Source organism: Embleya sp. NPDC008237, assembly GCF_042956465.1.
Classification (GTDB): Bacteria; Actinomycetota; Actinomycetes; order Streptomycetales; family Streptomycetaceae; genus Embleya.
In genome coordinates this window covers 280,726-306,264 of record NZ_JBIBGL010000014.1, presented here as the reverse complement: position 1 = coordinate 306,264, position 25,539 = coordinate 280,726, and the positions used below count along the sequence as shown (strand labels likewise).

25 protein-coding genes, 1 tRNA gene and 1 pseudogene are annotated in these 25,539 nt (G+C 71.9%); 13 read left to right on the top strand and 14 right to left on the bottom strand.

What is annotated here, in order from left to right:
• Positions 1-465 precede the first annotated feature (465 nt).
• The 4 genes from ACFZBU_RS33200 to ACFZBU_RS33185 all read left to right on the top strand — a co-directional run bounded on the left by ACFZBU_RS33200 (position 466) and on the right by ACFZBU_RS33185 (position 3,486).
• Positions 466-759, top strand: coding sequence for a hypothetical protein (locus ACFZBU_RS33200; RefSeq protein WP_391587397.1), 294 nt, complete (start codon positions 466-468; stop codon positions 757-759).
• Between the two features lie 114 nt (positions 760-873).
• Complete coding sequence (locus tag ACFZBU_RS33195; protein WP_391587396.1) at positions 874-1,326, top strand: hypothetical protein; 453 nt, start codon at positions 874-876, stop codon at positions 1,324-1,326.
• Between the two features lie 130 nt (positions 1,327-1,456).
• A complete protein-coding gene (locus ACFZBU_RS33190; RefSeq protein ID WP_391587395.1) occupies positions 1,457-2,506 on the top strand; it encodes a 5'/3'-nucleotidase SurE in 1,050 nt (349 codons plus the stop codon).
• A 110-nt stretch (positions 2,507-2,616) separates the two neighbouring features.
• Positions 2,617-3,486: a spermidine synthase gene (locus ACFZBU_RS33185; protein WP_391587394.1), complete on the top strand. Its 870-nt coding sequence runs from the start codon at positions 2,617-2,619 to the stop codon at positions 3,484-3,486.
• A 37-nt stretch (positions 3,487-3,523) separates the two neighbouring features.
• On the opposite strand, the gene ACFZBU_RS33180 is transcribed toward ACFZBU_RS33185, so the two are convergent.
• From ACFZBU_RS33180 to ACFZBU_RS33145, 8 genes are all read right to left on the bottom strand, one after another.
• The gene (locus ACFZBU_RS33180; RefSeq protein ID WP_391587393.1) at positions 3,524-4,333 is read right to left on the bottom strand and encodes an ABC transporter permease; all 810 of its coding nucleotides are present in this window, start codon (positions 4,331-4,333) and stop codon (positions 3,524-3,526) included.
• Positions 4,314-5,228: a 2-aminoethylphosphonate ABC transporter permease subunit gene (locus ACFZBU_RS33175; protein ID WP_391587392.1), complete on the bottom strand. Its 915-nt coding sequence runs from the start codon at positions 5,226-5,228 to the stop codon at positions 4,314-4,316. Before ACFZBU_RS33175 ends, ACFZBU_RS33180 begins: the two co-directional genes overlap by 20 nt.
• On the bottom strand, positions 5,225-6,433 hold the full coding sequence (locus ACFZBU_RS33170) for an ABC transporter ATP-binding protein (protein ID WP_391587391.1): 1,209 nt from the start codon (positions 6,431-6,433) through the stop codon (positions 5,225-5,227). The genes ACFZBU_RS33175 and ACFZBU_RS33170 overlap by 4 nt, the downstream gene beginning before the upstream one ends.
• Positions 6,434-6,484: 51 nt before the next feature.
• Positions 6,485-7,573: a 2-aminoethylphosphonate ABC transporter substrate-binding protein gene (locus ACFZBU_RS33165; protein WP_391587390.1), complete on the bottom strand. Its 1,089-nt coding sequence runs from the start codon at positions 7,571-7,573 to the stop codon at positions 6,485-6,487.
• 27 nt (positions 7,574-7,600) lie between these two features.
• A complete protein-coding gene (locus ACFZBU_RS33160) occupies positions 7,601-8,278 on the bottom strand; it encodes a phosphonatase-like hydrolase (protein ID WP_391587389.1) in 678 nt (225 codons plus the stop codon).
• Between the two features lie 64 nt (positions 8,279-8,342).
• On the bottom strand, positions 8,343-9,467 hold the full coding sequence (locus tag ACFZBU_RS33155) for a TIGR03364 family FAD-dependent oxidoreductase (RefSeq protein ID WP_391587388.1): 1,125 nt from the start codon (positions 9,465-9,467) through the stop codon (positions 8,343-8,345).
• Positions 9,468-9,610: 143 nt separating this feature from the next.
• A complete protein-coding gene (locus ACFZBU_RS33150) occupies positions 9,611-10,288 on the bottom strand; it encodes a GntR family transcriptional regulator (protein WP_391587414.1) in 678 nt (225 codons plus the stop codon).
• 87 nt (positions 10,289-10,375) lie between these two features.
• Entirely contained in the window at positions 10,376-11,539 is a 1,164-nt protein-coding gene (locus tag ACFZBU_RS33145; RefSeq protein WP_391587387.1) for a glycosyltransferase, read from the bottom strand.
• A 171-nt stretch (positions 11,540-11,710) separates the two neighbouring features.
• Here ACFZBU_RS33145 and ACFZBU_RS33140 point away from each other — a divergent pair, with 171 nt between their 5' ends.
• The 4 genes from ACFZBU_RS33140 (at position 11,711) to ACFZBU_RS33125 (ending at position 14,175) form a co-directional block, all read left to right on the top strand.
• Positions 11,711-11,974, top strand: a complete 264-nt coding sequence (locus ACFZBU_RS33140; RefSeq protein WP_391587386.1) for a hypothetical protein — start codon at positions 11,711-11,713, stop codon at positions 11,972-11,974.
• Between the two features lie 247 nt (positions 11,975-12,221).
• On the top strand, positions 12,222-13,130 hold the full coding sequence (locus tag ACFZBU_RS33135; protein ID WP_391587385.1) for an LLM class F420-dependent oxidoreductase: 909 nt from the start codon (positions 12,222-12,224) through the stop codon (positions 13,128-13,130).
• Entirely contained in the window at positions 13,127-13,618 is a 492-nt protein-coding gene (locus tag ACFZBU_RS33130; protein ID WP_391587384.1) for an NIPSNAP family protein, read from the top strand. The genes ACFZBU_RS33135 and ACFZBU_RS33130 overlap by 4 nt, the downstream gene beginning before the upstream one ends.
• Positions 13,615-14,175 (top strand): Dabb family protein, encoded by a 561-nt coding sequence (locus ACFZBU_RS33125; RefSeq protein WP_391587383.1) that lies wholly within the window; start codon positions 13,615-13,617, stop codon positions 14,173-14,175. Before ACFZBU_RS33130 ends, ACFZBU_RS33125 begins: the two co-directional genes overlap by 4 nt.
• Before the next feature lie 3 nt (positions 14,176-14,178).
• Here ACFZBU_RS33125 and ACFZBU_RS33120 read toward each other — a convergent pair whose 3' ends face one another.
• Positions 14,179-14,385, bottom strand: coding sequence for a DUF397 domain-containing protein (locus ACFZBU_RS33120; RefSeq protein WP_391587382.1), 207 nt, complete (start codon positions 14,383-14,385; stop codon positions 14,179-14,181).
• Positions 14,386-14,650: 265 nt separating this feature from the next.
• Between ACFZBU_RS33120 and ACFZBU_RS33115 the strand changes: the two genes are divergently transcribed.
• A complete protein-coding gene (locus tag ACFZBU_RS33115) occupies positions 14,651-15,088 on the top strand; it encodes an ATP-binding protein (RefSeq protein WP_391587381.1) in 438 nt (145 codons plus the stop codon).
• A 53-nt stretch (positions 15,089-15,141) separates the two neighbouring features.
• Here the strand turns inward: ACFZBU_RS33115 and ACFZBU_RS33110 are convergent, their stop codons facing one another.
• Both ACFZBU_RS33110 and ACFZBU_RS33105 read right to left on the bottom strand, forming a co-directional pair.
• The gene (locus ACFZBU_RS33110; protein ID WP_391587380.1) at positions 15,142-18,669 is read right to left on the bottom strand and encodes an AAA family ATPase; all 3,528 of its coding nucleotides are present in this window, start codon (positions 18,667-18,669) and stop codon (positions 15,142-15,144) included.
• Positions 18,666-19,922 (bottom strand): exonuclease SbcCD subunit D, encoded by a 1,257-nt coding sequence (locus tag ACFZBU_RS33105; protein ID WP_391587379.1) that lies wholly within the window; start codon positions 19,920-19,922, stop codon positions 18,666-18,668. Before ACFZBU_RS33105 ends, ACFZBU_RS33110 begins: the two co-directional genes overlap by 4 nt.
• 194 nt (positions 19,923-20,116) lie before the next feature.
• Here ACFZBU_RS33105 and ACFZBU_RS33100 point away from each other — a divergent pair, with 194 nt between their 5' ends.
• Both ACFZBU_RS33100 and ACFZBU_RS33095 read left to right on the top strand, forming a co-directional pair.
• Positions 20,117-20,464 carry a hypothetical protein gene (locus ACFZBU_RS33100; protein WP_391587378.1) on the top strand — a complete coding sequence of 116 codons (348 nt, stop codon included), beginning with the start codon at positions 20,117-20,119 and terminating at the stop codon, positions 20,462-20,464.
• A 22-nt stretch (positions 20,465-20,486) separates the two neighbouring features.
• Positions 20,487-20,558, top strand: a tRNA-Val gene (locus tag ACFZBU_RS33095).
• 74 nt (positions 20,559-20,632) lie between these two features.
• On the opposite strand, the pseudogene ACFZBU_RS33090 reads toward ACFZBU_RS33095, so the two are convergent.
• From ACFZBU_RS33090 to ACFZBU_RS33080, 3 genes and pseudogenes are all read right to left on the bottom strand, one after another.
• Positions 20,633-21,109: pseudogene (locus ACFZBU_RS33090) on the bottom strand (transglycosylase family protein); the annotation flags it as partial.
• A gap of 222 nt (positions 21,110-21,331) precedes the next feature.
• Positions 21,332-21,634, bottom strand: coding sequence for a hypothetical protein (locus ACFZBU_RS33085; RefSeq protein ID WP_391587377.1), 303 nt, complete (start codon positions 21,632-21,634; stop codon positions 21,332-21,334).
• 263 nt (positions 21,635-21,897) lie between these two features.
• Positions 21,898-22,476, bottom strand: a complete 579-nt coding sequence (locus tag ACFZBU_RS33080) for a GNAT family N-acetyltransferase (RefSeq protein ID WP_391587376.1) — start codon at positions 22,474-22,476, stop codon at positions 21,898-21,900.
• Between the two features lie 198 nt (positions 22,477-22,674).
• Here ACFZBU_RS33080 and ACFZBU_RS33075 point away from each other — a divergent pair, with 198 nt between their 5' ends.
• Together ACFZBU_RS33075 and ACFZBU_RS33070 are read left to right on the top strand one after the other, a co-directional pair.
• Positions 22,675-24,873 (top strand): bifunctional glycosyltransferase 87/phosphatase PAP2 family protein, encoded by a 2,199-nt coding sequence (locus tag ACFZBU_RS33075; RefSeq protein WP_391587375.1) that lies wholly within the window; start codon positions 22,675-22,677, stop codon positions 24,871-24,873.
• A 126-nt stretch (positions 24,874-24,999) separates the two neighbouring features.
• Positions 25,000-25,431 (top strand): ATP-binding protein, encoded by a 432-nt coding sequence (locus tag ACFZBU_RS33070; protein WP_391587374.1) that lies wholly within the window; start codon positions 25,000-25,002, stop codon positions 25,429-25,431.
• The last annotated feature ends 108 nt before the right edge of the window (positions 25,432-25,539 follow it).

The following is a 25,539-nucleotide window of genomic DNA, read 5'->3' as shown; positions in this document are numbered from 1 at the left end:
CTCCCGGACTCTAGCAGATCTTGCGACCCGCTTTTCGTCCGCTGCTTTCCGCCTTCGAAACTTTCGTTTCCTTGGCTTCCGGCTCTTCGAGCTTACCAGGTCTTTCGACCCGCTTCGCTCACCGCTTCGGCTTCGGAAATTTGTTCTTCCCGCTGCTTTCTGCGACGCCCCGAACATTAGCGGATCGCATTTCCCACCGTCTAATCGGCAGCAATTCGCGTTCCGGTGAATCTGCGGGGGCACCCGGACACGGAACGACGCGTGTGATGCGCATGCGCAGCACACCCGGCTTCATGTGATCGGATTGGCCACCCCGGGACCAGCCAGCGTGTGCGCCTAGGCACGCGTCTGTCTCAGGTCTCCCTGTCGGGCAACTTGGAGGACCTTACCGGGGGCCCGGGGCCGACTGCAAACCGGCACACGCGGGCTCCGTTTCGGGTGTTCGAACCCGAGCAGACTCCGGGCATGGTTACCTCAACTGCACGGCGAGTGAACCCGATCGCAACGGTCGTCAGTGTCGTGGCCGCCGCGATCGCAGTGATCATCGTCCTGCACATCATTCTGTTCGTTTTCGAGGCCAATCCCTCCAACGGCGCGGTGGAGACCATCGCCGACTGGGCGGACTGGCTGACCCGCTGGTCGCGGGACCTCTTCACCCCCGACAACGTCAAGGCGCGGGTCGCGGTGAACCAGGGGCTGGCCGCGGTGGTCTACCTGGCCGCCGGTGCGCTGATCTCCCGGCTGGTCAGCCGGGTCTGAGGGCGCGTCCGGGCGCGAGCGCAATCGGCCCGATAGTTCCGTACGGTGGCGGCGCACCAGTCGTAATGATTGGGGTGGAGTACCGAACTGCACCGCCGCCGACCGGAGGGCCCCATGTCCCTGCTCACCCCGGACAGCCTGGGCGATCTCCTGGGCTTGTTCGATTTCGGGAACGGGTGTGTCACCCGCGTACGGATCGACGACCCGTTCAGCCCGGGTGGGGCCACGGCTCGCGTCCTGGTCGACGCTCGGGACCGGGAGCACGGCTGGCCGTGGATTCCCGTCGAGTTCACGCTCACGGGACTTCGCGACTACCGGGTCGAACACGGCAAGGGATTCTCCGGAATGCTCTATTTCGACCCGGTGCTGTCGTGTTTCACCGATGAGACGTACGGCGATCTCTTCTATCTGGACTTCGATCCGGTGGACGGACCCGGGGCGTACGAGCCCGTCGACGCCGGCGACGTCGTCGGCCGGTCCCAGTGCTTCTTCGCCGCCGAGAGCTGCTCGTGGCGTGCCCTGCCGCCCACGGAGAGTCCCCGGCTCCGACTCATTGGTAACGCTTAGGTCTCAAACCTTTCACTCACTAGGTTCAGCTTCTACGTTCACTCGCACCGGAATCGGCCGCGAGTGTTCGAGTCGTGAACGCTTGATCGTCGATTCCTCCGTATTCGGTACGAAGTCGAGTCGAGGAATCATGAAGCTTCAGCGGAAGCGCTTCGCCGCCCTGCCCGCCACCCTCGGTGCCGGCGCCCTGCTCTTGGCCCTGACCGGAAGTGCCGACGCGGCTCCCGGCCACGGCGACCACCGCCCGTCCGTAGCCGGGATGCGAATCCTGTTGAGCAACGACGACTCGATGCAGAACGCCAAGCCCGACGGTGCCGACGGCCGGGGCATCTACGAGGTGCGCCGGGCGCTGTGTGCCGCCGGGGCCGACGTCGTGGTGATGGCGCCGTGGCAGTTCATGAGCGGGTTCGGGACCGCGGCCACCGGCGGCGGCGCACTCACCGTGTCCAGGCGCACCGCGCTGCCCGCTGGCTTCGAGGGCAACTGTGCCCAGGCCCCGAGCAAGGGAGCCGTCTTCGGGGTGTGCAAGGGCGACGCCCCGTGCGGCCCGACCACGCCGAGTGCCACCCCCGTGGACACCGTGCGGCTCGCCCTGCGCGGCGGGCTCGCCGCCAAGGTCGGCTGGCAGAACGGCCCCGACCTGGTGCTCACCGGGATCAACTCCGGGCCCAACGTCGCCTCGGTCACCAACGACTCGGGCACCCTGGGCGCCGCCATCGCCGCGATCGACAACGGCAAGCCGGCCATCGCGCTCAGCGGCGGCTTCGACATGGCCTCGTTCAAGGTGACCCCGGCCACCTACCGGGCGTTCGCCGACTTCCTGCCCTCGTATGTGGCACAGCTCAAGGACCGCAAGGCGCTGTCGGACGAATACGTGATCAGCATCAACCACCCGAACACGGTGCCGGGGAAGCAGCCCGGCCGGCCGGTGTGGACCGAGATCGGTACCGAGACCGTGGTCGCGATCCGGTATTCGGCCTCGCCCGACGGCGACACCTTCGCCATCGGTCAGGGCGACTGTGCGGTGCCCGGCACGTTCTGTCGCCCGGAGACCAAGCGGCATGCCGACTGGACCGAGCTGAACAAGGGGAACATCACGGTCTCCGCGGTGACCGGTGACCGCACCCTGCGCGGTGGCGCGGACGACAGGCTGGAGCGCTTCGTCCGAACCGGCCGCTGATCGCTCGCCGCAGCGCACGGACCGTCCCGATCCGGGCCCCGAGACCGTCTCGGTCCGAGCCGGGATCGAGTCGGTCCGCGTCGGGCGCCGACCGGCTCGATACTGGTCGGATGGCAGACAAGCAGCGTCGACGCGGTCGCGCCCCCGAGCCGATCCGGGCCGACGTGGGCTCCGGCAGCGTCGAGTTGGAGCCCGATCCGGACCGGGCCGGGGCGTGGACGCTGCGCCTGCACGGGTCGCCGCAGTCGCACGTGGATCTGGGCGACCCGACGTGGTTGGAGTTCGAGTACGTGCGTCGGCTCGGCCATGTGGTCGACCTGATCGCGGACGCCGGCAAGCCGCTGCGGGCCTTCCACCTCGGCGGCGGCGGGCTCACCCTGGCCCGCTACGTGGCGGCCACTCGGCCCCGGTCGCGGCAGCAGGTGGCCGAGTTGGACGCGGGGTTGGTGGAGTTCGTCCGCCGGGAACTGCCGTGGGAGAAGAACTGGCAGATCCGGGTACGCACCGGCGATGCCCGCGAGGTGGTGGGCAAGGCGCCGGACGCCGCGTTCGATCTCGCCGTGGTCGACGTGTTCGCCGATTCGCGGGTGCCCGCGCATCTGACGTCGGCCGAGTTCGTCGGCGAGGTGGCCAGGACACTGGCCCCCGGCGGGGTGTACGCGGTGAATCTGGCCGACGGCGGTCGGCTCGATTTCGTCCGCTCGCAGGTGGCGACGGTGCGCTCGGTGTTCCCGAATCTGCTGCTGATCGCCGACCCCGCGGTGTTGCGCGGGCGGCGGTTCGGCAATGTCGTCCTGGTCGCCTCGCACGGCGAGTTGCCGATTGGAGAGCTGGCCCGGCGTACGGCCGCCGACCCGTTCCCGGGACGGGTCGAGCACGGCGCCGCGTTGGCCGACTTCCCCGGTGGGGCGGCCGTGGTGCACGACGCCACGGCGGTCGCGTCGCCGGCTCCGCCCGCGCGCACCTTCGGCCGCAACTGAGCCGACCGGCGCAGCGCCGGCGCTATCCGGCGAACCGCTACCGCCGCCGCTTGCGCTCCTCCACCCGGCCCTTGAGCAGGCCGACGACCAGGAGCACGATCAGCGTCGCGACCAACAGCACCACCGTGACCGCGGAGCCGAGCAGCACCTTGCCCCGGTCGGTCAGGGTGAAGACCGAGACCGGCAGCGTCCGCCACTCGGCCGGGTAGACCATGATCGTCGCGCCGACTTCGCCCATCGACAGCGCGATCGCCAGGCTCGCCGCCGCGGTGATCGACGGGAGCAGCATCGGCAGCCGTACCCGCAGCAGCACCCGGGCGGCGCTCGCACCGAGCGACGCGGCCACGTCCGCGAAGGCCGCGTCGGTTCGGTCGAGGCCGGCCGACACCGTGGAGTACGCGAATGTCACCACCAGCACCGCGTGTGCCGCGATGACGATCCACTTGGTCCCGTTGAGCAGGATCGGGCCGTCGCTGAAGGCCACCAGCATGCCCAGACCGACCACCACCGAGGGCACCGCGACCGGCAGGTGGAAGACCGCGTCGGTGAGCCGGCGAATGAAGCGCGGCGCGGTCCGGGCGGCGATCGCCGCCCACGTACCGACCACGATCGCGATCAGCGATGCGCCCAGCGCTGTCTCGATGCTGACCACGAGGCTGTCGTGGTTGGTGCCCGCCGTGGCCTCGCGGATGTTCTCGCTCGTCCAGGACGCCGGCAGCACGCTGTTCCAGTCGCCGGCGAAGGCGGCGATGCCCAGGATCGCCAGCGGGGCGAGCACGAGGGGGGCGAAGACGAGTGCGAAGAGCGCCCAGACGAGGGCACGTCCGCTACGCGACCAGACCAGCACGGCCGGCTCCTGTCCGGGAGAAGACGAATCGGTAGACCGCGTAGAGCGTGAGCGACAGCGCGACCTCGACCACCGCGACCACACACGCGCCCGGGTAGTCGAAGGTGACCGCGCCCTTGGCGTGAACGAGCATCGGCAGCGTGGTGACGTCCTTGGCGCCGATGAACAGCACGATCCCGAACTCGTTGAGCGTGAGCAGCAGGGTCAGGCTGCCGCCGGCCGCGAGTGCGGGCCACGCCTCGGGCAGCAGCACCTGGCGGATCACCCGCAGTGGTCCCGCGCCGAGCGAGGCCGCGACGTCCAGCCGGTCCCGGGGCACCAGTGCGAAGGCGGCGAGCAGCGGGCGCATCACGAACGGGGTGTAGAAGGTGATCTCGGCCAGCACCACGCACCACGGCGAGTACAGGAAGCCGACGAGTGGTTCGCCCAGGCCGAGCTTGTCCGCCGCCGCGTTGACCACGCCCGCCGTGCCGTACAGGAAGGTGAAGGCCAGCGCGATCAGGAAGGACGGGAAGGCGAGCACGGTGTCCACGATCCGCCCGACCGCCCGGGCACCGGGGAACGGGACGAAGGACAACACCAGGGCCAGGAAGAAGCCGACGACCAGGCAACCGAGGGTGGACAACACGGCGATCTTCACCGTGTTCCACAGCGCGTCGCCGAACGAGGGCGAGTTCAGCACGTCGCGCCAGACGTCCAGGCCGACGTGTTCGTTCTTGTCGACGAAGGACTGCTTGACCACGAGTGCGAGCGGATAGAGGAAGAATCCGGCGGCGAGCACGAGCGGCGGGAGCACCCACAACGCCCGGGACGCGCCGCCGCGGGCCTTGCTCACGGGCGTCGGGGCCGCGGTCGGTTCGGCCGCGGGCGGCGATTCGGTCAGGGTCGCGGTCATCCGGCCGCTCCCGCCGGAACCAGGACGCACGGCTCGGCGGGCAACGCCACGCCGAGCCGCTCGCCGAGCGCCGGCACCCGGGCCAGGTCGGCGACATCGATCCGGATCTCCCGGCCCGACCGCCCCGACTGCTCCGACTGCTCCGGCCGCTCCCGCTCACCCGGCTTCCCCGCCGGGCCCGTCGCTTCGTCGAGCACGCAGGTCAGCCGGTAGTCGGCGCCGCGCCACTGGATCGCGGTGAGCGTCGCGGGCAGCGTGTCCGGGTGGTCGACCGCGGTCGCCCCCAGGGTGTGCGGGCGGGCCACCAGCATCGCCCGCTCGCCCTCGGCGAACGCCCGGGTGGGATCGGCGGCGACGGTCAGTCCGCCCACCGCGACCTCGACCGCGTCGTCCCCGGCCGTGCACGCGGCGAGCACCCGCGCGCCGAGCAGGTTGGCCGCGCCCAGGAAGGATGCGGTGAACTCGCTGGGCGGACGCCGATACAGCCGATCCGTGGCGTCCAGGTCCACCAGGCGCGCATCCCGCATCACCGCGATCCGATCGGCGAGCGCGAGCGCCTCGGTCTGGTCGTGCGTGACGTACATGATCGCCACGTCCGGCAGGTCGGCCCGCAACCGCTGCAACTCGCCGAGCAGGTCGGCGCGCAGCGTCGCGTCCAGCGCGGACAGCGGTTCGTCGAGCAGCAGTACGGGCGGACGGATTGCCAACGCGCGGGCGATCGCCACCCGTTGCTGCTGACCGCCGGACAACTCGCGGGGGTAGCGCCGGGCGTAGCTCGCCATGCCCACCATGTCCAGCGCCTCGGTGACCCGGCGGGCCACCTCGGCACGCGGCACCCGGCGGGCCTTGAGGCCGAACGCGACGTTGTCCGCGACCCGCATGTGCGGGAACAGCGCGTAGTTCTGCACGACGACGCCGATTCCGCGCTTGTTCGGCGGCTCGTACGTCACGTCGCGCCCGGCCAGGGTGATCCGTCCGGAGGCGGGCCGGAGGAAACCCGCGACCGCCTTGAGTGCCGTGGACTTGCCCGAGCCGGACGGTCCGAGCAGCGCGACCGTCTCGCCTCGGGCGACCTCCAGGCTCAGCCCCTCCAGGGCCACGACGGATCCGTACCGGACCGTCAGATCCTGGATGCCGATCGCCGCTGCGGTCGGCGCTGCGTGCACGGTGGTCGCCTCGGTGCGCTCGATGGCTGGTGCGGTCATGCGGGTTCCCTCCCTGTCCGCGGTTCTCTCGGGGTGTCCGGACCGGTCGGGTCAGCGACCGACGGCCTTGTTGTAGTCGGCCAGGTCGGCGTCCAACTCCTTGAGGACCGTGTCCCATTCCGGCGTCCAGATCTCCACGCCCTCCAGGGCCTTGGCGATCTCGGCGGCGTTCGCGTCGGTCGGCTTGACGTCCTCGCGGACGGGCAGGCCGAGCGCGTCGGCGGAGACCGAGGTCTGCGCCTCCGGGGAGAGCAGGTAGTCCATCAGCTTGCGGCCGTTGTCGGCGTGCGGGGCGCCCGAGGACAGGCCCATGAAGTACGGCAGCGCGAACGTCGAGGCCTTGCCCGCGTCGTCGGCCGGGAACCAGACCTTGAAGTTGGACTTGTCGTTGTGGATCGACGCCAGGTTCATCTGCAGGTCGCCGTTGGCCACGCTGAGTTCGCCCTTGCCGACCTTGGGCTGGAGCTTGCCGGTGGAGGAGGACGGGCCGACGTTGTTCGATTCGAGCCGCTTGAGGTAGTCGAGCGCGCCCTGCTTGCCGTACAGGTGCTGGAGCTGGATCAGCACGGCGGTGCCGTCACCGGCCTGGCCGGGCGTGGAGTACTGGAGCTTGGACTTGAACCGGCCGTCGGTCAGCTCTCGGAACTTGGTCGGCGCAGGCTTGGCCTGATCGGGGTTGTAGATCCAGGACGCGTAGTTGTCGACCACGGCCACATAGCGGCCCTGCGCGTCCTTCGAGGTCGCGGGCACCTTGTCGGCGCCGGCCGGCGTGTACGCGGTGAGCAGGCTCGCCTGGGCCGCGCGCTGGATGAACGGCGGCAGCGTGATCGCCACGTCGGCCTGCGGGTTGCCCTTCTCCTTCTCCATGCGCGTGACCACCTCGCCGGAGCCGGACTCCACCAGGTTGACCTTGATCCCGGTCTTCTTCTCGAAGTCCGCGAAGCGCTTGGTGTACCAGTCGGCGAGCCCGTCCACGGAGTAGACGGTCACGCTGCCCGAGCCCTTGGCCGGGGCACCGCCGGGGGCGGCCTTCGCGGCGGGACCGGTGTCGTCCGAGCCGCTCCCGCCGGTCCCGCCGCAGGCGGTCGCGGTGAGGACCACCACGGTGGCGGCGGCGGTGAGGCCGAGGATGCGTCGCATGGGAAATCGCCCTTTCGAAAAGACGAATCAGCCCTGGAGCAGGGCGGGGAGGTCGCGGATGGAGCCGAGCACGTGGGTGGCGCCGGCCGCTTCGAGCGCGGCGCGGTCGTGGGCGCCGGTGAGCACACCGGCGGCGATCGAGGCGCCGGAGCGCAGCCCGGTGAGCACGTCGTACGCGGTGTCGCCGACCACGGCGACCGCGCGCAGGTCCTCGACGCCCAGACGCAGCACCGCGGTGAGCACCATGTCCGGGTACGGCCGGCCGCGTCCGGCGTCGGCCGGGCACAGGGTCAGATCGGCGAGGTCGGACCAGCCGAGCGCGGCCAGGATCGCGTCCTGGGTGGGTCGGCCGAAGCCGGTGGTCAGGGCGACGGCGACGCCGGCCGCGCGCAGTGCGCGGATGGCGTCCTCGGCGCCGTCGATCGGCGCGCAGCGGCCCCGGGCGACCAGGTCGGCGTAGGCGGCCTCGAAGGCGAGGTTGGCGGCTCGGGCGCGCTCCTCGTCGCCGTCGAGCAGGGCGCGGAAAACGGTGATCTTGCTCTCGCCCATGGTGGCCTCGACGTAGTCGAGCTTGCGCTCGAAGTCGGCGGAGCCGACCTCGACGCCGACCGCGCCGATCGCCCGGGTGAACGCCTCGACGACGAGACCGTCGTCGGCGACGGTGGTGCCGGCCATGTCCAGGACGGCGAGTTGACAGTGCGTCATCAGTGGTGCTCCGGTGGGCTTTCGGCGAAGGGTGGCGGGTTCGGGGTGGCGCGACGGCGCGGCACTAGAGGCCGGCGAGGTGCGCGGTGCGTTCGGCGATGGCGGGTGAACAGGTCATCCCGCGTCCGCCGGGGCCGGTCACCAGCCAGGTCGCCGGGGCGACCTGCTCGCGGTGTACGACGCGGGTCGTGTCGGTGGTCTGCGCGTACACCCCGGCCCAGCGGCGGCGCACGGCGGGCAGCGGGCGGCCGAGCAGCCCCTCGGCGACCTCGACCAGGTGCTCGTAGGGCGCGGAGTCCACATCGAACGTGAACGGCTCGTCGTATTCGTGGGTGTCGCCGATGGTCAGGCCGCCGTCCAGGCGCTGGACCATCAGCAGCTGCATGCGGTGCTCGGCGGGCACCGGTGCCTGCGGGTGGGCGCTCTTCAGCGCGTCCAGCGCGGTGCCGGCGTAGGCGGGGTAGTAGCGGAAGCTGTCGCCGTCGGCGACCGAGGTGGTCAGCCGCTCGTCGAGCGGGTCGGTCTGCATCATCTGCAGGCGCACCCGGCGCACCGGCAGTTCCGGGGCCAGCTCGCGGACCAGGCCGGTCAGCCAGGCGCCGGTGCACAGCAGCACCAGGTCGCCCTCGTGGGTGTGTCCGTGGTCGTCGCGCACGCCGGTGCCGCTCGGCAACAGGTCGCGCACCTCGCGGCCGGGCAGCCAGGTGTAGCGGCCGCCGGCCGCGAGGTGCGCGCGCAGCGCGGGCAGCGCGACCCGGGACTCGACCGCGCCGTCCCGCTCGCACCACAGCGCCGCGTCGAAGGTGCCGCGCAGCGCCGGGTTGTGCTCTCGGGCCTCGTTCGGGGTGAGCAGCTTCAGGCCGCGCTCGGCGGCGTCGGGGCGGGCGAGGGCCGCTTCGGCCACCGCGACCTCCTCGGCGCCTCGACACACGGTCAGCGAGCCGTTGGGCCGAAAGCCGGTGCCGGGCACGTCGGCGCCGATCCGCTCCCACAGCTCGCGGGCCCGCAGGGCGGTGTCCAGTTCGTCGCCGCCGGCCCGGCCGCCGATCCACACCAGGCCGAAGTTGCGCACCGAAGCACCGCGCGCCTCACGCTCGCGCTCGATGTGCACGACCTCGTGCCCGCGCTCGATGGCCTGCCAGGCATGCATGGTGCCCAGCACGCCACCTCCGACGACGATGACTCGCACCGGCTTCCTCCACGTTCTCGGGGGCGAATGCGACCAGCTTGGGAGCGGTCGATGCCGAGCATGCGGAGGCGGTGTGTCGCCCCGGTGAACAGTCCGTTAAGGTCCGAACCTGTTACCTTCCCGTTATGAAAGCCGGATGGGGCCTACGCCCGCAGGCGCGTGGCGAAACCCATCCGGTCCCCCCGGAACAGCGCCCGGACCCGCTCGATGGGCACCCCCTCCGGGTCGTAGGACGTGCGCATCACCAGCAACATCGGCAGCGCCGGGTTGGTCTCCAGGAGCAGCGCCTCGCGCGGCGCGGCCAACACGGTCTCCACGGTCTCGTCCATCTCCGCGAACACCACGCCCAGGTCCTTTTGCAGGCACAGGTACAGCGAGCCCTCCGGGCGCAGGACCTCCAGCAGGGTGGGAAAGCGGTCCAGCGGCAGATAGGTGCTTTCCAGGCCGATCGGTTCGTCGTCGGCGAGCAGCACCCGCTCCAGGTGCACGGTCAGGTCGCCGGTCCGGATCCGCAGCCGGTCGGCCAGGTCGGGCTGCGCGACGTGGTGTTCGAGGGTGACCACGCGGCGGCCGGGGGTCAGGCCCATCGAGCGCACCGCCTCGGTGTAGCTGCCGAGGCTGACCGGCTGCATGAGCTTGGGCGGCGCGACGTAGGTGCCCCGCCCGCGGGCGGAGCGCAGTCGGCCCTCCATCACCAGCTCGCCGATCGCCGATCGCAGGGTGCTGCGGGCGACGCCGTAGTTCGCGGCGAGTTCGCGTTCGGAGGGCAACAACGCGTCCTCGCCCAACTCGTCCATGAGTTGGAGCAGGCTCATCTTCACCGTGTACGACTTGGGGACGCGGCCGTGTTCGGGGACGCCGTCGCGATAGGGACGGGCCGTGGAGTCTGGGCTGGGCACCCACGGAGCCTATTCGGCCGGCGCCGGGTACGTACGACCCTTCCACGCCGCCCCCCGCCCGCGGGCGTGCCGGACCGCCGAGTGCACGGTCATCCCCAGGTACAGCGTGGCCGCGAACGGCAACAACACCGCCGCCGCGGCCGGCCGGCCGTAGTAGCGCACCATCGGCACATAGGTCGCGGTCATCAGCGCCCACACGGCGAGCCCGAGCAGCGCGAGCGGGGCATCCGCACCGATGATCCCGGCGCACAGGGCCACGGGCGCGGCCAGATAGATCAGCGCCAGCCCCAGCACCGTGCCCGCGAGCAACAACCAGGAGTGCCGCAGCTGGGCGAAGGCACTGCGCGCGACCATGTTCCACAGATCGGCCAGTGCCGGGTAGGGCCGCACGCTGTCCACGTGGTGCGCGGGATCCGCGAGCACCAGTCGGATCCGGCCGCCGGCCCGCTTGACCGCGGTGCCCAGCGACACGTCGTCGATCACCGCGTCCCGGATCGCCGCCACGCCGCCGGCCCGGGCCAGGGCGGTGCGCCGGACCAGCACACAGCCGCCCGCCGCGGCGGCGACCCGCGAGTGCGGCCGATTCACCCGGCGGAACGGGAAGAGCTTGCCGAAGAAGTACACGAAGGCGGGCACGATCAGCTTCTCCCACCGGGTGTGCGTGCGCAGCCGGGCCATCACCGACAACAGGTCGAGCCGATCCCGCTCGGCCTCGCCGACCAGGCGGGCGAGCGAATCCGGCGCGTGCGCGATGTCCGCGTCGGTGAACAGGATCCAGTCCACCTCGCCCACCGACTCGACGCCGTGCCGCAGCGCCCACAGCTTGCCGGTCCAGCCCGCGGGCGGCTCGCCCGGCGAGGTCACGGTCAGCGGTACCCGGCCGGCCGCTCCCAGCCGTCGGGCCAGCTCGCCGGTCCCGTCGGTGCTGCCGTCGTCGACCACGAGCACCTCGGCCCGGCCGGGAAAATCCTGCGCGAGCAGGGTGGGCAGGCTGTCCCCGAGCACGGCCGCCTCGTCCCGGGCGGGCACGATCACCGCCACCGACACGGCGTCGGCCACCGGCCCGGGCGAGCCCGTCAGGCGCACGTCGGTGCGCCAGAACCAGCCGTGGCACAGCGTCAGGTAGAGCCAGGCGAGACCGGACACGGCGGTGATCCACAACAAGACGTCCACATCGGAAGCCTGCCGGCTCGCCCGCGCCACTCGGGCGCTCCTTCCGGGTGAAGTCCGCGCGCGAACGGAGTCCTCGGGTCAAGAGCGTGCGCGCGCGGCCCGATATCGGGTATGGGAGCCGTTCTCGACAGTTGTAGTGAACTACCCATCGGCAGAAGGGCGGTGCCCGTCATGGGCGACGCGACGACGAGGACCCAGGAGCATGTTCGCGGCGGGGCCACCCGCTGGCAGGGATTCGAGGTCGGTACCCGCGTGCGCGTGCAGGTGGGCCTGAGCACGGGCGACATCGGCGAGGTGTGCGAGGTGTTCGCGGACGCGCATCGGCCGCCGCTGTCCCCGTATCAGTGGTACACGGTGCGTTTCGCCGACGGTCTGCGCCCGCTGTATCGCCACGACGAGCTGGTCGAACTGGTCGAGCTGGTCGAGCTCTCCTAGGGGACTGCCCCCGACCCGTCCCTTCGGCCCCTGTCGGGCCGGCCCTCTCCAGACCGCGTGCGCCCGCGCCCCGATGGCGGGCGCACGCGGCATGCCGTGCCCATGCGGCACGAGACGGGTCCTGGTACCGCGCCAGGCGAGGTCGAGGAGCCCTTCGGCCGCGTGTCCAACGACACCGTCGGTCGGGCCTTGCGCTCGCACGCCTGCCGAGGCAGGGTGCGGGCACGGGATCTGAAAGGGCGTCAGAATGACGAAGAAGCTGGGCGTGATGGCGCCCTTCGCGGACGGTCTGATCACCTCCGGCGGCTTCCTGCGCGACTTCGCCGGGACGCTGGAGGAGTGCGGCGTCGAATCCGTATGGACCGTCGAGCACGTCGTGGTCGCCGAGGATTACGAACCCCTCTACCCGTACTCGGATTCCGGTCGCACGCCCAGCGCCGCCGGCGTCGTACCGATGCCCGATCCGCTGGAGACCATCGCCTTCCTGGCGGGCGCCTCGCGCACGTTGCGGTTCGGCACGGCGATGGTGGTCGCCCCGCTGCACAGCCCGGTGGTGCTGGCCAAGCGGGTCGCCACCATCGACCGGCACTCGGCCGGCCGACTGATGCTGGGCCTGGGCATCGGATGGCAGAAGGAGGAATACGCCGCCGTCGGCGCGTCCTTCGCCGAGCGCGGGGCCCGACTGGAGGAGTGCGTCGGCGCGATGCGCGCGCTGTGGGCCGACGCTCCCGCCACCTTCCACGGCCGGTTCACCACCTTCGACCGGGTGCACTGCCTGCCCCGGCCCGAACGCGGCGCGGTACCGGTGATCCTGGGCGGCAACAGCGAGCCCGCCGTGCGCCGGGCCGGTCGAATCGGCAACGGCTGGTTCCCGTACACGATCGGCGCGGAGGAGTTCGAGGCGCGCGCCGAGCTGTTGCGCGCTTCGGCACTCTCGGCCGGTCGGGCCGAGGACGCGGTCGAGATCACCGCGTGGCCCGGCTCGTGCGACCGCGATCTCCAGCACGATCCGACCTGGGTCCGTCGCTTCACCGACGCGGGTGCGAGCCGCCTGGTGTTCGCGCCCGATCCGGCCGAACTGGCCGGTCCGAATGGGCTGGACACGTTGCGTGAGCGCATCGCGCAGTACCGCGAGAGAGTGCTGGACAAGCTGTGAGCAGCGCCGTCGACCCCGCCACCGGGGTGGTGAACATTCTCGACCAGATCACCCTGACGAATGATCAGGTGGCGCCGTGGCTGGGCCGGTTCCATGATCACTACCTGCCCGGCGCGCAGCGGCGCGGCATGCGACTGGAACGGGTGTGGCGCTCGCCGGCGGGCCGCGACGCGACCACCGTGCACATCCTGTGGGTGCTGCCCGGGATCCGTGCCTTCTACGCGATGCGCGGTGCCGCGGCGGCGGATCCGGAGGTCGCGGCGTTCTGGGCGGCCACCGACAGCCATGCGCTGGAGCGGCAACGTCGTGCGCTGCAACCGGCGATGCCCGAACCCGCCGACGCACCGGCCCCGGCCCCCGCGACCCCGGGCGCGGCCGACACCACCGGGACGGCTCCCGCCGAGACGGGTGCACCCGGAACGAATCCCACCGTGGCGGCCCCCTCCGGGGCGGACCGCACGGCACACCGCAGCGGAGCACACTCATGACACGTTGGGTGGTGCTGGCCGCAACCATGCCCGGGGCCGGACTCGCCGGGGTGCGCTCGGCCGGACCGGATCTGCCCGGCAGTGTCGGCGGGCACGGCTTCTCGTGGGATCTCGACGCCGGCGCGGCGCCCGAACTTCCCGCGCACGCCGAGGCGGTCGCGCTGCGCCCGGTACGCGCCGCGTTCGTGCCGACGACCGGACCGCGGATCAAGCGCACGCTGCTGTTGACCGTGCGTACCGGCACCTCCGCCGACGTGCTCGCGGAGTTCGAGTCGGATCTGATCGCCATGCCGGACCACATCGCGACCATCCGCTCGTGGGCGCTGTCCCGGGTGGCGCAGCGGGCCGGGCGGGCGTCGCCGTGGACACATGTGTGGGAGCAGGAATACGCCACGATCGAGGGCCTGACCGGCGAGTATCTGCTGAATCCCTATCACTGGGCGCACGTGGACCGCTGGTTCGACGGCGAGGTGCCCGGGTCGATCGTCGAACCGGGCCTGGCGCACGTCTTTCGGCACAGCGACCCGCCGGTGCTCACCGCAGCCGATTCTGACTGATCGTCAATTCCGGTGCCCGACAAGGGCAACCAACAGGTGCGTCCACTCCCGACCGGTGAACCGCAGGACCGCGCAAGCACGTTGCTTGGAATCACGCACCACCACCTCGCAGGGGTGCCGATTCACCACTTCGACGCAGTTCCCCTGCACGCTGCTGTACGAGCTCCGTCGCCACGTCGGTGCGTGGGTTTCCCGCGACAAGGTCGCCATCGGCCCGTCACCCCTGACTTGTCGAGGCCACGCCGACGGGCGACCAGAACCCGCTGCCTCCATGTGAGGGCCGGGGACATCGCCCGATCGGGTGAACCGTGTACACGCGGACACCGAAGTGGCGGCGAGAGTTGCACCACCGGGTTTCGTGGAGCATCCTACCGAGCACCCTCACTTTACGCGCTTGCAAGATCACTTAAAGCGACGGGACGGGGCGGGGCCGCTTGCGGGGGCAAACGCAGCCCACGCAACAGGAGGTAGCTGCATGACCACCCTGGCCGATCCGGAAGTGGCGGATGCAGAGGACGAGGTCAGCCCGACCATCACGCTGCCGGCGATGCCCGCATGCGTGTCCGCCGTGCGGGAGCATGTCCGCGTGGCACTGACGGTCTGGGACCTCGACTCTTTGTCCGACATCGCCGTACTTCTCGCCTCCGAACTGGCGACCAATGCCGTACGTCACGCGGGCCTGGGACGCCCGTTCAGCGTCGTGGTCCGTCGAGATCGCACCCCGGACGGCGCCGCCTGCGTATGGATCGAGGTGCACGACACCGACACCCGGGCACCACAGGTGGTCGAGGCCGCCGACGACGACACCACCGGCCGCGGCCTGCTGCTGGTCGAATCACTCTCGGACGGCTGGGAGTCGGTCCCCGAACCCGGCGGCAAGTGTGTGCGCTTCCGACTCGCGATGACCGCCTGACCCGCCCACCCGGGCGGCCGGCGCCGGCCTCCTCGACCGGCGCGCCCTCGGGCTCACCCCGCCACCGGCTCGCCCGCCGGCGAGCGGGCCACGTAGACCGGCAGTTCGTGCACGTGGGCGCGGCCGGGCGCAAGCGTGTCCACGGCGAGCCGACCCAGGTGCGGGTGGTGGGTGAACAGCACCACCTGGAACCGGTCGGCCATCGCGTCCAGCACCGCCAGCATCGCCCGCGTGCGTCCGTCGTCGAAGGTCATCGCGATGTCGTCGAGCACGATCGGCATCGCCCGGCCGGCATCCGCGTACGCGTCCAACGAGGCCAGCCGCAGCGCCAGATACAGCTGATCGCGGGTGCCCTCGCTCATCTCGTCCACGCCGATCGACCCGGCCGCGAACGCGCCGGAGCCTTGTGCACCCGGCGACGAGGAGCCGGCGCGGCGCGCACGCAGCACCGGGGCACCCTTGCGGCCGTCGGTCTCCACGAGCAGCCGATCGAAGCGGCCCGCGGTCAGCGCGGTGAAGACCTCCTCCGCCCGGGCCAGCACCGGGGCCTGGTTCTGCTTGCGGTAGTCCTCCATGCAGCGCAGCAACACCTCGCGGGCCAGCCGCAACCGGACGAACTCCTCGGTGTCCTCGGCGATCGCCGCGACCGTGCCGGCGGCCTCCTCCTGCGCCCGGGCGGCGGCCGTCGACTCGCGCTCCAGGTCCAGCACGATCTGCCGGCGCCGACCCAGCGCCTCACCGGCCGCGGCGTACGCCGCCTCGGCCTCCTCGACACGGCGCGCGGCGTCCTCGATCTCCACGTCGAGTTCCTCGGGCGTGTAGCGCGCGGCTTCCTGTTCGACCTCCGGCGACAGCAGCTCGCGATGGTCGGCGAGCGTGCCCTCGATCTCCCGTATCCGGTCGGATCGCCGCACCGCGCGGCGCAGTTCGTCGGCATCGGCGGCGCCGGCCCCGGCGACCAGCGCGGCGAGCTCGCCGTCGACGTGCTCGACCGCCTCCCGCCCGGCCGCGACCGTGCGCTCCAGCCGGTCGATCCGCTCGGCGAGCCGATCGCGGGCCGCTTCGGCGCTGCGGGCCGAGGTCAGTTCCTCGTGCAGCGCGAGCACGGCCGCGAACGCCGGTCGGCCGTCGACCTCGGTCGGCACCGGGCGCCCGCAGGCGGCGAACACCTCGGCCACCCGCGCGCCGAATCCGGCCACCCGGTCGGCGGCGCGGGCCCGACGCAGCTCCGCCTCGGCCGCGTGGCCGACCGCTGCCGCCACCTGGGCCAGCGTGCCCACCGCGGCGGCGACCGTGTCGGGGTCGCCCTCGGGCAGGTCCAGGCCGTGCACCAGGTCGTGCCAGCGCCGCTCCCACGCGGCGCGCTCCTCCCGGGCCCGGTCCGACTCCGCGCCCGCCTCGGCGAGTTCGGCCTCGGCCTCGCGCACGGCCGCCAGCGCGCTCTCGCGCAGCCGCGCCGCGTCGGCGAGCGCGTCGCGGCGTGCGTCGGCCTGTTCGATCAGCGCGGCCAGGGTGCTCGTCGTGGTCGGTGCGCCGGATTCGGCCAGTGCGGTGCGAAACGCGGCCACCAGCTCGGCGGCCCGCTCGCGGCCGGCGGCCAGTCGGGCCCGCACCGTGCGCGCCTCGACCTCGACCCGGGCCAAGTCCCGGATCGCGTCCAGCAACGCGGCGGCGTCGTGCGGGTCCGGCGCGGGCAGCCCGCAGGCCGCCCAGGTCCGCGTCCACTGCGCCGCGAGCTCGTCCCGGCGCGCGCTCGCCTCCTGCCACCGCTCGGCCAGTCGGGCCAGCGTGCGTTCGTCGTGTTCGAGGTCCACCCGGAGCCGGCCGCGCCGGACCGCGTCCTCGGCCCGGCGGGCGATCCGCTCGGCGATCTCGTCCGCGGCCCGAACCGCGTGCTCGAACGCGTCGATCCGGTCGTCGGTCAGCGGCGGGCTCGCGCAGATCTGCGTCCACAGCCGGTCCCGCTCGGCGCGGGCGGCGGCCCAGTCCGCAGGCACGGGCGGCGGATCGGCGAGCGAGAGCATGGCGAATTCGCGGCGCCGCGCGTCGTGTTCGGCCACCGCCGCGTCCCGGGCCGTCGTGATCGTGTGCAGTTCGTCCAGGACCCGGGTCGTCTGCTCCACGTGGTCGGCGACCCGCTCCCGGCCGGGCAGCGGCAGCCGCGCCGCGTGGTCGTCGGCGAACAGGGCCGGGTCGTGCAGACCGTGCCGGGCGCGCAGATCCTCCGCTTCGCGTTCGAGCTCGGCCACCCGCTGCTCGTCGCGCACGATGTCCTCGACCAGGCTGCCCGGCACCGCCCGACGCAGCGCGCGCAACGCGGCCGGGTCGCCGGGCTCGGGGGTCAGGTCGCAGGCCGCACGGGCCGCGTCCAGCCGGGCGCGACGATGCGCGACCTGCTCGGCGGCGCCGGCGAGCCGGGCCTCGCACATCTTGAGCCGGTCGCGCAGCTCGGTCACCCGTTCGCCCACGCCGGCCGGCACGTCGTACGCGGTGGGATCGTCGAGGGCGCGGTCCGGACGCACCCGGAAGAGCAGTTCGGCGGCGCCCGCCCGGGTCTGCGACGCCTCGGCGTCGGCGTCGGCGGCCAGGTCGACCGCGTCGCGCACGGCCGCGACGTCCGCGTGCAGCGCCTCCACCTCGGCGGCGTGCGCCGACAACACCCCGTCCACCACCACGTCGGCCGCCTCGACGCGGGCCTCGGCGAGGTCTCGGGCGGCGCGCGTGACGTCCGCCGCGGCCTCGCGGGCGCGCTCGTCCAAAGCCTCGAGTTCGGCCGTGAGTTCGGCGGCGACCGGCGGGCCCTCGGCGAGCAGCTCGGCCCGCTCGGCATCCAGCGCGCTCCTGCGGGCCAGCACCGGAAGCGCCTGCCGGATGCGATCCAGCCGGTTCGCCGCGGCCCGCGCATCGCTGCGGTCCCGGCCGAGCCGATCGCGCTCCTCCTCGGCGCGCCGGGCCTCCTTGACCGCCTCGCCGAACACCGAGGGGGCCAGGCCGTCGTCCTGGACCCGCTTGCGCAGCCGGCCCAGTTCGGTCAGTCCGGCGTTGATCCGCTGGTTCTTCCCGCGCGTCTTGTACAGCTCGTCGGCGCGCTCCTCCAGGCGGGTGAGCACCTCGCCGAGCCGGGCCGAGGAGCGCGACTCGAACAGTGCCCGCCCGATGTCCCCCTCGCCCCGGAGCAATTCGGCCCCGCCCTCGCGCAGCCCGGCGTGGTCCAGCGCGAACACATGCCGGAAGTCGTCCCGGCCCACGCCCGCGAGCACCCGGGTCAGCTCGGTCTCGGCGAGCACCGTGCCGTCCGCGCGGGTGAGCGGGTTCTTGTCCCGCTTGTGCCGCACCACGTCCAGCACGCTCCCGTGCTCGTCGCGCACCAGGGCGCCGAGCTTGAGGTCGCGCATCGCGTGCACGAAGTCGTACGAGGTCTGCCGGTCCATCCCGTACAGGAGTTGGTCCAGGGCGTGCCGCACGGTGGACTTTCCGGCCTCGTTCGGGCCGCAGATCACGTGGACGCCCGGCGCGCCGAGCTCGATGTGCCGGTCGGTGAAGCAGCCGAACGCGATCAGGTCGAGCCGGTCGATTCTCATCCGGACTCCCCGTCGCTCCCGGTGACCAGCGCGGTGAGCAGGTCGACGGCCTGGTCGAAGATGTCCGCGCGCCAGGTCGGATCCGCGGGCGCGATGCCCTCCTCGGCCACCTTGGGGTCGAGGGTGCGCAGCCCCGGCACCGCCCGGACCAGTTGTTCCAGTGCGGTGGGATCGGCGCGCAGCGCCCGGGCGGTGCGCGCCAGATCCTCCACCAGTGTCGGCAACTCGACGCCCGCGTCGCCCAGGTCGCGGTGCCGGGTCTCCAGCCGGACCTTCTCCAGCCACACCCCGGAGAACTCGGCGGCCAGGGCACGGGTCTCGAACACGAACCGGCGTTCGTCCCGCCACAGCGCCTCGTGTGCGTCACTGGCACCGACGATCCGGACCCGGGTGGCCAGCAACCGGTCGCCGGCCGCGGCCCGCTCCTCGGCCAGGTGCCGGCGGACCGCGTCCAGCACGTCCTCGATGTCGCTCGCCCCCGTCGCGTCCACGTCCAGCCGCGCCCACCGCACCACGTCCAGGTCGCGGTGCTCGATCACGGCCCGGCCCCGGTCGCCGTCGACGGTGATCAGCGTGGCGCCCTTGGGCCCGGTCTCCCGGGCGTGCCGGCCCTGCACGTTGCCCGGGAAGACGATCCACGGCTCGGCCTCGTGCACCACCTCGCGCGTGTGCACGTGGCCGAGCGCCCAGTAGTCGTAGCCGCGCGAGACCAGATCGCCGACGCTGCACGGCGCGTAGTTGGCGTGCCCTTCGGCGCCGGTCAACGCGGTGTGCAGCAGCCCGACGTTGAACATCCCGCCGCGCGGCGCCGGGTAGCTCACCGCGAGGTTGTCGGTCACGTCCCGGACGGCGAAGCCCTGGCCGTGCACGGCCAGACCGAGATCCTCGAACGTCACGGTCTCGGGACGCATGGTGGAGAACCGGTGCACGTTGGCGGGCAGGCGCAGTTCGCGGGTGATCCGGCTGTCCGCGTCGTGATTGCCCGCGACCAGCAGGACCGGGATGTCCGCCTCGGCCAGGCGGCGCATCTGCACGGTGAAGAACAGTCCGGTGTGGTAGTCCTTCCAGTCGCCGTCGTAGATGTCGCCCGCGAGCAACACCGCGTCGACCGCCTCGGCCAGGGCCAGGTCCACCAGATTGACCACCGCCCGGCGGGCCGCCCCGCGAATCCGGGTCGCGGGCGCTCCCTCGTAGCCGGAGAGTCCCCGCAGCGGGCTGTCGATGTGCAGGTCGGCGGCGTGCAGCAGCTTCATCGAGCGGGGCGCCTCCGGTCGGCGGTCACACGGGCAGCCCAGGATAGGCACACGGCACCGACAGGGCAGGCGTTTCGGCCCGTCCGGCAAAGGTGGGGCTGGCCCCACCCCCGATCCGCCAGGCACCTACCTGGTTCGCGGGCGGCCTCCCGGCCAGGCTGGAGGAAACGCTGCACATCCGTCCTGGAGCCACCGTGACAGTTCGCCACACCGACCGGAGCCGGTCGGTCCCGACCGCTCTCGCCGCCTGCGCGGTCTGTGCGGTGGCCGGCGCGATCCTGTGTCTGGCGGCCGCCCACCGGGACGGGTTCTCCGCCGACCTGGACCTGATCGGACTGCTGCGCCGGCCCGCGCCGCCACTCACCCTGGTGTTCGGCGTCTGCGGTCTGCTGGTGGCACTGCGCGCCCGTCCGGGCGGCGGAAAACCGGTTGAACCCGACCGGCATTCGGCGGCACTGTGGAGGCTCCGCCGAAAGGCGGTGGGTACGAGCGGGCCGCCCCGTCACGGGGAGGGGGCGACCCACTCGCGCACTACTGGTTAGGATGTGCACGAAACCTACGCAGGCTCGCGTAGCTCAGCGGGAGAGCGCCTCGTTCACACCGAGGAAGTCACTGGTTCGATCCCAGTCGTGAGCACCGAACATCCGATGATCCACATCGGTTCGCTTCAATCGAGGGCCGCTCCTGCGAGCGGCCTTCGGCACGTCCAGGACGGTGCCCGGCACCAGGCGGTCCGGGTCCGGGCCGATCACGTCGATGTTCGCTGCGTACAGCGCCTGCCACCCGCCGATCACGCCGAGGTCGCGAGCGATCGAGGACAGGGTGTCGCCCGCCTTGACCGTGTAGGTCGCCCCGAGCAGCCCGACCTGTCGGGCACACTGCGGCCACGCCTCCCAGCCCTGCATCAGCAGGATCTCCTCGGCGATGGCGATCTGCTCCTCGCGGGTGGCCCGGTCCGGGCGGGTGGCGTACTCCTGCCCGCCCGCCTCGTCCCAGGTGCTCGGCAGGATCTGCAGCCCGCCGTAGTAGCCGTTACCCGAGTCCAGGTCCCAGCGACCGCTGCTCTCGCAGTCCGCGATCCGGTCCCAGATGCGCTCCTCGACCGCCCCGGCGGGTGCCGCGGGCAGCACGATCAGCCCGGCGCCCACGACGCCGGCGAGCAGTAACAGGACGGACGATCCGATCATCGGCTTGGCCATGCCAGCCGACAGTAGGCAGCGAACGCCCCGAATCGGGTGACCGGACCGCGGCCGGGCCGATGAATCACCCGGGTGCCCCAACGCGGGCGCCCTCGCATCCGGGCACGGCCCGCGCGGAGCGACGCCGATTTCCCGGAGTCGGCACGGGTCGGCCCGGGAGCCGAGCCCCGGGCCCTGTCCGGCGGACGGGGACCCGACGTCGGACGGGTCCTAACCGAGGTCCGGCAGCAGGTCGGAGGGGATGTCCAGCCCCGAGGGAATCAGTCCGGACGGCAACAGGCCCGAGGGCACGCCCGGTTGCCGGGGTGCCCGGGTCGCGGGGGACTTGCCCGGGCCGTCCTCGCCGTCGTCCCCGCGGGCGACCAGGATGATCGCGGTGACCACGGCCGCCACCACCACGAGCGCGATCACCAGCGTGATCAACGGGTTGCCGCGCCGGCCGCCGCGTTGTGGCGGCGGGGGCGGCTGCCCGGGTTGTTGCGGGTACGGCGGTGGCGGTTCGTGGTGCGACACGGCTTCGACTCCCCCAAGCGACCGGTGCCGGGGCCGAACTATCCCCGAACACCCATGCTGTCACGATCGGGACGCCCAGGCGCCGATCTACCGAAGTCCGGGCACGGCGATCACCGAATCGAGGGGAATCCCGAACCGGCCCGGCCCGGGCCGACCGGTGCCGGTCCCGCTGCCGGAGGCCCGACGCGGTGCAACGCCCGCCCGGAGCCCCGGTTCGGCTCGCATCCGCGGTCGTACGGGCCTCGTTCCGCGCAGGTCCCGGGTCAGCACAGGTCCTTGGACAGCAGCTCGAACTCCAGGTCGTCGCGCAGTGGCCTGCCGAACCGCTCGTTGCCGTACGGGAACGGGGACAACACACCGGTTCGGGCGAAGCCGCACCGCTCGTACCAGGCGATCAGCTCGTCGCGTTGGCGAATCACGGTCATCTGCATGCGCTTGGCGCCCCACCGCTCCACCGCGACCCGCTCGGCCTCGCCCAGCAACGACCGGCCCAGGCCACCGCCCTGCCGACCCGGTCGTATCGCGAACATGCCGAAGTAGACGACCGAGTCCGCACGGCACTCCAACTGGCAACAACCCAGCAGCACGCCGTCGCGCTCGGCGATCCACATCACACTGTCGGCCCCCTCGACCACCGCCGCGACGCCGTCGACGTCGGTGCGCTGCCCCTCCAACAGGTGTGCCTCCGTGGTCCAGCCCTGTCGGCTCTCGTCTCCGCGATAGGCGGACTCGATCAGCTCCACCAGGGCAGGGATGTCGGTTGGTCCGGCCTGGCGGAAGGAGACGGGGATGAGCCCCTCGGGGGACTTGTGCGTCCGCGTCGACGCGTCCTGCGGCACCATTGTTGTTTCTCGCCCCTCGTCGATTCGGCGATGTGTTCCATGCCGCCCACGAGCGTACGGCGCGGGTCCGGCGAGGGCCCCTCCGCTTTCGGTCACACTCGGGCGGTGACAAGGTGTCCGAAGCGTGGCAACCGGATGGCCTCGCCACGGATCGAGGGCCATCGGGCGACAAGACACGGAAAACGGGAGAAGTCGCACATGGTGAGGGCAGGCGTTCGCCGGCTGCTGGACATACGAAGGACCAGGATCTCTCTGGCCCTGGTGGGTCTGTGGCTGCTCGCCGCATGCGTCGCCATCCGACAGGCCAACGAGGTACTCGACCGACCCCATGACCGCAGGCTGCCGGAACTGGACGCCTGGCTCGGCCCGGAGGGTGTCCTGCACCTGCCCGGCTCGCTCTACGACACCGATTCGCGCGGCTCCACGTTCACCGGCACGCCGTTCGCGGGCTGGGTGCTGCGCCCGCTGACCAAGGCGGCGGAGAACGCGTTGGGCGTCGCGTGGACGATCGTCACGTTGCTGATCGTGGCCGCGATCGGGGTGCTGGTCGCGTATGCCCTTCCGGCGTTTCGCACACGTCGTGCGCGGCTGCTCGCGGCCCCGCTGATCATCAGCCTCCTGGTGTTGTCGCTGCCGGTCCGGGGCAACCTGTCGCTCGGCCAGATGAGCCTGCTCCCGGTGCTGCTCGTGCTGCCCGTGATGCTCCGACCCGCTCCGGGCAGGCTCGTCTCGATCGCCGCCGGCGTCGCCACCGCGCTGCACCCGGCGATGTTGTTGTTCGCCGTCTACCTGTGGATGACCGGCAAGCAGCGTGCCGCCGCGAACACCACCGCCACCTTCCTGGCCTGCACGGCCCTCGCCTGGATCACCATGCCGCGCGACTCGTTCACCTACTGGGTGCACCACGTCGCGGGCGCGGGTCTGGGCGGCGACGCCGACGCGTTGTCGAATCAGTCGCTGCACGGCCTGTTGTTGCGGATCGGGCTCTCCGGGCCGCTGGAGATAGTGCTCGTGGTGGTGCTGTCCGCGGCGGTGTTGTGGTTCGGCCTGCCGCGCGCGGTGGCCTACGCCAAGGACGGACAGGCTCTGCTCGGCGTCGCGCTGGCCGGCTGTGTGATGGTCGCGGTGGCTCCGGTGTCGTGGCAGCATCAGCAGTTGTGGATCCTGCTCGCCGCCGCCGGTCGCCTCGGCGCCCGGCAGACCGACCGCATGGTGTGGCCGGTCGCGGTCTTCATGATCATGACGTTCGACAGCAAGACGCTGATCTGGGGCAAGTTGTCCGCCGTCCGGGTGGTCGCCGACAACGGGCCGCTGCTGCTCGCGATCGCCTCGGCCTGCGCGGTGCCGTTCATCACCAAGACCTCGGACAAGTGGACCCCGCGGGCGATGCCGCAGGGAGCCGCCGCGCAGAGCCGGTTCTCCTGGATCCCGGCGCTGCCGTTCGGCTGGCGTCCGCTGTCCCGGCCGAACCTGCTGCTCGAACTGCTGATGATCCGGGTCGGCTACCAGGTGTACTCGTTCATCCGGGCGTCGGTGCCCGACCAGCGCCGGGTCGCCGAGACGCACGGGCAACAGATCATCGACATGGAGAAGTTCCTGCACGTCGACGTCGAGCGGAGTCTGAACCACTTCGTGGCGAGGATCGGCTGGCTGGAGAACGGCATGAACTTCTTCTACGAGACGTTCCACTTCATCGTGCCGCTGACCATCCTGGCGATCCTGTACGTGCGCAAGCCCGCCGCGTACCGCTCGGCCCGCACCGTGCTGAGCGTGGCCACGATCACCGGCCTGGTCGGTTTCTGGCTCTACCCGCTCGCGCCGCCGCGGCTGATGCCCGGCTACGACTACATCGACACCGTGCACGGCGTGCAGGACCTGAACAATCCGGACTTCGGCGCCCTCACCAAGATCTCCAACCAGTACGCGGCGATGCCCTCGCTGCACGTGGGCTGGTCGCTGTGGTGCGGCCTGATGATCCTGGCCATCGCGCCCAAGGGTTGGCGCTGGCTGGGCCTGCTCTATCCGTTGTCCACCACGCTGGTGGTGATGGGCACCGCCAACCACTGGATCATGGACGCGGTCGGCGGCGCCGCGGTGGTCACCCTCGGCTTCGCGGTCCAGTACCTGCTCACCGGTCGCTCGGCGTTCTCGGTCGAGCCGCCCGCCGTGCCGGCCCCGGTCCCGGTGTCGGCCGACGCCGGGACGGGGTCGGGTTCCGCGTCCGGTTCCGGCTCCGGTTCCGGCTCCGGCTCCGGTTCCGGCCCCGGCGAAGCGGTTGACACGGCGATACCGCTTCAGGCCGGCGAGTCGGTGGTGATCACCCGTTCATTGGAGTCAAAGCAGGATGATTCCGATCCACGCGACGATCCGGACAAACAGCCGGTCAGCCGCAAATAGTGACGACACTCCTTGCCATTACCAATACTTTGCCAACAATGCCCGCAACTCGATCGTGCTTCGAGCGGTAGTCACTGTGGTCGGTGCCGGAGGGGCCCGACCTTCAGTGACACCACGAGGAGCACCATGACGCACATCTCGCGCCGCGTAGCCCAGGCCGCGCTGCTCATCGCCGCGGGCGCCGCCCCGATCCTCGGCGCCTCGACCGCGCAGGCGGCGGACCTGCCCACGGGTGGCCTCGGCGCGCTGACCCAGCCCGACGTCGGCGGCCTCGCCGACAAGGTCCCCACGGCCACCGAGGGCGCGGGCGACGTGGCCGGTGGGACGGCCTCGAAGACCCTGCCGGCGGCCTCGAAGACCGCAGGTCAGGCGGCCGCCACCACCGCCACCAACGCGAACAGGACGGTCGGCGAGAGCGCCGCCGTGGCCGCTCCCGCCGCCGGCCAGGCGGTCGCACAGGCAGCTCCCGCCGCCGGTCAGCTCGCCGCCGGCGGCGTGCCCGCGGCTCCGTCCCTGCCCGCCGTGCCCTCCCTCGGCGGACTCCCGCTGGGCGGCTGATTCATTCGGTTGGAATCCCAGTGAAACCGGCGGGGCCGGTGCGGCGTGTCCATTGATGCCGCACCGGCCCCGCCGCGCGTCCGAACCGAGCTTCTCCACCATGGGGAG

Excerpts from the sequence above, each read along its gene's own strand:
- ACFZBU_RS33200 (WP_391587397.1), top strand. The coding sequence starts at position 466 with ATGGTTACCTCAACTGCACGGCGAGTGAACCCGATCGCAACGGTCGTC.
- ACFZBU_RS33195 (WP_391587396.1), top strand. The coding sequence starts at position 874 with ATGTCCCTGCTCACCCCGGACAGCCTGGGCGATCTCCTGGGCTTGTTC.
- ACFZBU_RS33190 (WP_391587395.1), top strand. The coding sequence starts at position 1,457 with ATGAAGCTTCAGCGGAAGCGCTTCGCCGCCCTGCCCGCCACCCTCGGT.
- ACFZBU_RS33185 (WP_391587394.1), top strand. The coding sequence starts at position 2,617 with ATGGCAGACAAGCAGCGTCGACGCGGTCGCGCCCCCGAGCCGATCCGG.
- ACFZBU_RS33175 (WP_391587392.1), bottom strand. The coding sequence starts at position 5,228 with ATGACCGCGACCCTGACCGAATCGCCGCCCGCGGCCGAACCGACCGCG.
- ACFZBU_RS33170 (WP_391587391.1), bottom strand. The coding sequence starts at position 6,433 with ATGACCGCACCAGCCATCGAGCGCACCGAGGCGACCACCGTGCACGCA.
- ACFZBU_RS33165 (WP_391587390.1), bottom strand. The coding sequence starts at position 7,573 with ATGCGACGCATCCTCGGCCTCACCGCCGCCGCCACCGTGGTGGTCCTC.
- ACFZBU_RS33160 (WP_391587389.1), bottom strand. The coding sequence starts at position 8,278 with ATGACGCACTGTCAACTCGCCGTCCTGGACATGGCCGGCACCACCGTC.
- ACFZBU_RS33140 (WP_391587386.1), top strand. The coding sequence starts at position 11,711 with ATGGGCGACGCGACGACGAGGACCCAGGAGCATGTTCGCGGCGGGGCC.
- ACFZBU_RS33135 (WP_391587385.1), top strand. The coding sequence starts at position 12,222 with ATGACGAAGAAGCTGGGCGTGATGGCGCCCTTCGCGGACGGTCTGATC.
- ACFZBU_RS33125 (WP_391587383.1), top strand. The coding sequence starts at position 13,615 with ATGACACGTTGGGTGGTGCTGGCCGCAACCATGCCCGGGGCCGGACTC.
- ACFZBU_RS33120 (WP_391587382.1), bottom strand. The coding sequence starts at position 14,385 with ATGGCGACCTTGTCGCGGGAAACCCACGCACCGACGTGGCGACGGAGC.
- ACFZBU_RS33115 (WP_391587381.1), top strand. The coding sequence starts at position 14,651 with ATGACCACCCTGGCCGATCCGGAAGTGGCGGATGCAGAGGACGAGGTC.
- ACFZBU_RS33110 (WP_391587380.1), bottom strand. The coding sequence starts at position 18,669 with ATGAGAATCGACCGGCTCGACCTGATCGCGTTCGGCTGCTTCACCGAC.
- ACFZBU_RS33105 (WP_391587379.1), bottom strand. The coding sequence starts at position 19,922 with ATGAAGCTGCTGCACGCCGCCGACCTGCACATCGACAGCCCGCTGCGG.
- ACFZBU_RS33080 (WP_391587376.1), bottom strand. The coding sequence starts at position 22,476 with ATGGTGCCGCAGGACGCGTCGACGCGGACGCACAAGTCCCCCGAGGGG.
- ACFZBU_RS33075 (WP_391587375.1), top strand. The coding sequence starts at position 22,675 with ATGGTGAGGGCAGGCGTTCGCCGGCTGCTGGACATACGAAGGACCAGG.
- ACFZBU_RS33070 (WP_391587374.1), top strand. The coding sequence starts at position 25,000 with ATGACGCACATCTCGCGCCGCGTAGCCCAGGCCGCGCTGCTCATCGCC.